The sequence below is a fragment of the Streptomyces sp. NPDC054847 genome, from assembly GCF_053610925.1.
Genome location: NZ_JBSGZJ010000603.1, coordinates 1 through 3417, shown reverse-complemented (window position 1 = coordinate 3417; position 3417 = coordinate 1). Strand labels below are relative to the sequence as shown.

The window sequence follows — 3417 nt, the reverse complement described above, 5'->3', positions numbered from 1 at the left end:
ACCTTGCTGAGCAAGGTCCGGCCGGACTCGTGAGGTTGACGCCGCTGGTTGACCGATCAGCCGAGCAGCGCGCTGAGCTCGACGCTCTCGAGGCCGTGCGCCTCGGCGACCTCACGGTAAACCACCTTGCCGTCATGGGTGTTGAGCCCCTTGGCGAGCGCCGGGTCACGGCGCAGCGCCTCGACCCAGCCGTTGTTCGCGAGCGACACGATGTAGGGCAGTGTGGCGTTGGTCAGCGCGTAGGTGGAGGTGTTCGGCACCGCACCCGGCATGTTGGCGACGCAGTAGAAGACCGAGTCGTGGACGTTGAACGTCGGCTCGGCGTGGGTGGTCGGACGGGAGTCCTCGAAGCAGCCACCCTGATCGATTGCAATGTCGACAAGTACACTTCCGGGCTTCATCTTGGCGACGAGCTCGTTGGTGACCAGCTTCGGCGCCTTGGCTCCGGGGATGAGCACGGCACCGATGACGAGGTCGGCCTCGACGACGGCCTTCTCCAGTTCGAAGGCGTTGGAGACGATCGTCTGCACCTTGGTGCCGAAGATCTTGTCCGCCTCGCGCAGCTTGTTGATGTCCCGGTCGAGCAGGGTCACGTGGAAGCCCATGCCGACCGCGATCTGCGTGGCGTTCCAGCCGGAGACGCCGCCGCCGATGACGACGGCCTTGCCGGCCTGGGTGCCGGGGACGCCGCCGGGGAGCACACCACGGCCGCCGGCCGAACGCATGAGGTGGTACGCGCCGACCTGGGGGGCCAGGCGGCCCGCGACCTCGGACATCGGGGCGAGCAGCGGCAGGGTGCGGTTCACCTCGACCGTCTCGTAGGCGATCGCCGTGGTGCCGGACTCCAGCAGGGCGTCGGTGCACTCGCGGGAGGCGGCGAGGTGCAGGTAGGTGAAGAGGGTCTGGTCCTTGCGGAGACGGTGGTACTCCTCCGCGATGGGCTCCTTGACCTTCAGCAGCAGGTCGGCGGTGGCCCAGACCTCGTCGGCGGTGGGCAGGATCCGGGCTCCGGCCGCGACGTACTCGTCGTCCGTGATCGAGGAGCCGACACCGGCGTTCTGCTCGACGAGGACCTGGTGCCCGTTGCGCACGAGCTCGTGCACGCCGGCGGGGGTGATGGCCACCCGGAACTCGTTGTTCTTGACCTCGCGGGGGATGCCGACCTTCACGTCGATCACGGTCCTTGACTCAGGGGATTTATCGGTCGATGACGCGCGTACCCAGATGCACGCAGGCATACCGGGACACACCACGAGAAGCTGTGGCGTTGCCAGTCTAATGAAGGATTTCCCGCTGTCTAGCCTTGCAAAGCATTAACCTTCGAGCGAACTGCCACGGATTTCGTAGGTTGAATCCTCTGTTCCAAGCATTCTTTCCGCGGTGACGCGGTGCAGCCCGGCCGCCGCCGGGTCGCCGAGCCGGTCGAGGGTGTCGGCGAGCCTGAGCTGGAGCGCTGCCTGGAGCCGTGTGTCCCCGGCCCGCCGGGCCAGGTCCACCGCGTCCTGGCAGGTCCGCAGGCATTCCTCCGGCCGGCCGGCGTACTCCTGGACGCGGGCCGCCTCGCTCAACGCCCGCGCCTGGGACGGAAGATCACCGACCTTGCGATGGCCGGCGGCGGCCGCCCGCCAACTGCGCAGCGCCTCCCCGTACCGTCCCGCGTAGGTGTGCGCGGTGCCGAGCCGTCCGTACAGCCGCGCCTCGTCGGCACGCTCACCGCGGGCCTGGCGCTGCGCGAGGGCGCGGCCGTACCAGTCGGCCGCCCGCTGCCAGTCGCCCAGCGCCTGGTACGCGCCGCCTACGGATTCCATCGCGCGGCCCGTCGCGTACGGGTCGTTCGCGGCTCGGCCCGCGTCGAGCGCGGCCCGGTAGCGGGCCAGCGCGTCGGCGGTGCGGCCGGTCTGCGCGTCCAGGTCGGCGAGGTTGAGCAGCGCGGCGGCCTGCTCACGGTGCAGTCCGCGCCGCTCGGCGACGTCGAGGACCAGTTGGTGCAGCCCGTACAGCTCGGGGGCTGCCGCCTCGGTGCCCCAGTGCGCCGCCAGTGCCCTGACCAGGGCGGCGACGAGCCGGCGTGCCAGGGTGTCCAGCTCGCCGTCGTCGACGACGAGCCGGGCGGCGGCCAGCAGCTCCGGCCGGCCGGCGCGCAGCCACTCACCGGCTGCCCACGCCGAGGTGAACCGCAGGGCGCGGGGCAGGGCGGCCAGTTTCTTGCGGGCCGGGGAGCCTTCGGGCTCGGTGATCGCCCGGCAGGCCTGGAGCCGCCGTACGGTCCGCTCGAGCATCCTGGCCCGCGCCAGCTGCACCTCGGCGGGCCGGTCGGTGCTCTCCATCAGGGTGCGCAGCAGCGGCGCGAGCGCACCCGGTACCTCGAACGAGGCCCCGGCACGGCGCAGCAGTCCGAGCCCCGCGAAAAGATCGAGGGTCTCCTGGGCGGCCGAGACGGAGCATCCGGCGAGCGCGGAGGCGGTGTGCGCGTCCGCGCGGCCGGCGGGCGCGAGGGCCAGCAGCCGCAGTGTGCGCGCGGCCGACTGCGACAGTGATTCGTACACCAGCCGGAACGCCCTGGTCAGGGGCCTGGCGCCGGTCGGCCGGCCCGCGTCGTCGGGGAGAGTGCGCAGCCGCTTGGCGGCGTCGGCGACGGAGGCGTTCGGGCGGGCCGCGAGCCAGCCGCCAACCAGCACCAGAGCGGCGGGCTGGCCGCCGCACTCCTCAGCGATCGCCTCCGCCGCCTGCGGGTCCACCGTGATCCGCACGGACCCGGTGAAGGTGGTGAGCAGATCGATCGCGGACTTGGCGTCCATTCCGCCGAGCGTGCAGGGCCTCACGTCCGGGATGCCGGTGAGCGGGCCCTGGGACACGGCGACCACCAGGCAGTCCGGGTTCTGCGGCAGCAGCAGGTCGACCTGCTCGGCGTCCGTGGCGTCGTCGATGAGCAGCAGCACCCTGCGTACGGCGAGGGCCTCGCGCACCATCTCGGTCAGTTCGTCGTCGCCCGCGCCGGGCGGCGAGGCGATCCGGAGTCGGTCGAGCAGTCCGCGTGCCGCCTGGTCCATGGGGACCGGCCGGCCGTCCGGTTCGGTGAGCCGGACATAGAGGATGCCGTCGGGGTAGCGGTCGCCCAGCCTGAGGGCGAGCTGTCGCGCCAGCGCGGAGCGCCCGGAGCCGGGCCGCCCCGCGATCAGGAGCACCCGTGCGCGGGGCGCCTTGCGGCCGGCGAGCGTGTCGAGACCGGCGCGCTCGATGTCGGCGACGAGCGCCTTCAGCTCCCGCTGCCGTCCGAAGAACACCGCGCCGGTGTGCGTGCCGTCCTGCCCGGGCTGCGTCCCGCTGCGGGCCTGCCCCGCACCACCCGCCGGCACGGGCCCCCCGACTCCGCGCGGCGCCTGTGACTCCGGGGATGACCCGCCGCCTGTCGGAGGG

At 72.3% G+C, this 3417-nt stretch carries 2 protein-coding genes; both read right to left on the bottom strand.

Translation table 11 applies throughout. The annotated features are described in order from the left end of the window. Nucleotides 1-56: 56 nt before the first annotated feature. On the bottom strand, nucleotides 57-1169 hold the full coding sequence (gene ald, locus ACWGH4_RS33040; RefSeq protein WP_441266605.1) for an alanine dehydrogenase: 1113 nt from the start codon (nucleotides 1167-1169) through the stop codon (nucleotides 57-59). 144 nt (nucleotides 1170-1313) lie between these two features. Further along, entirely contained in the window at nucleotides 1314-3356 is a 2043-nt protein-coding gene (locus tag ACWGH4_RS33035) for a tetratricopeptide repeat protein (RefSeq protein ID WP_453467341.1), read from the bottom strand. Nucleotides 3357-3417: the final 61 nt, after the last annotated feature.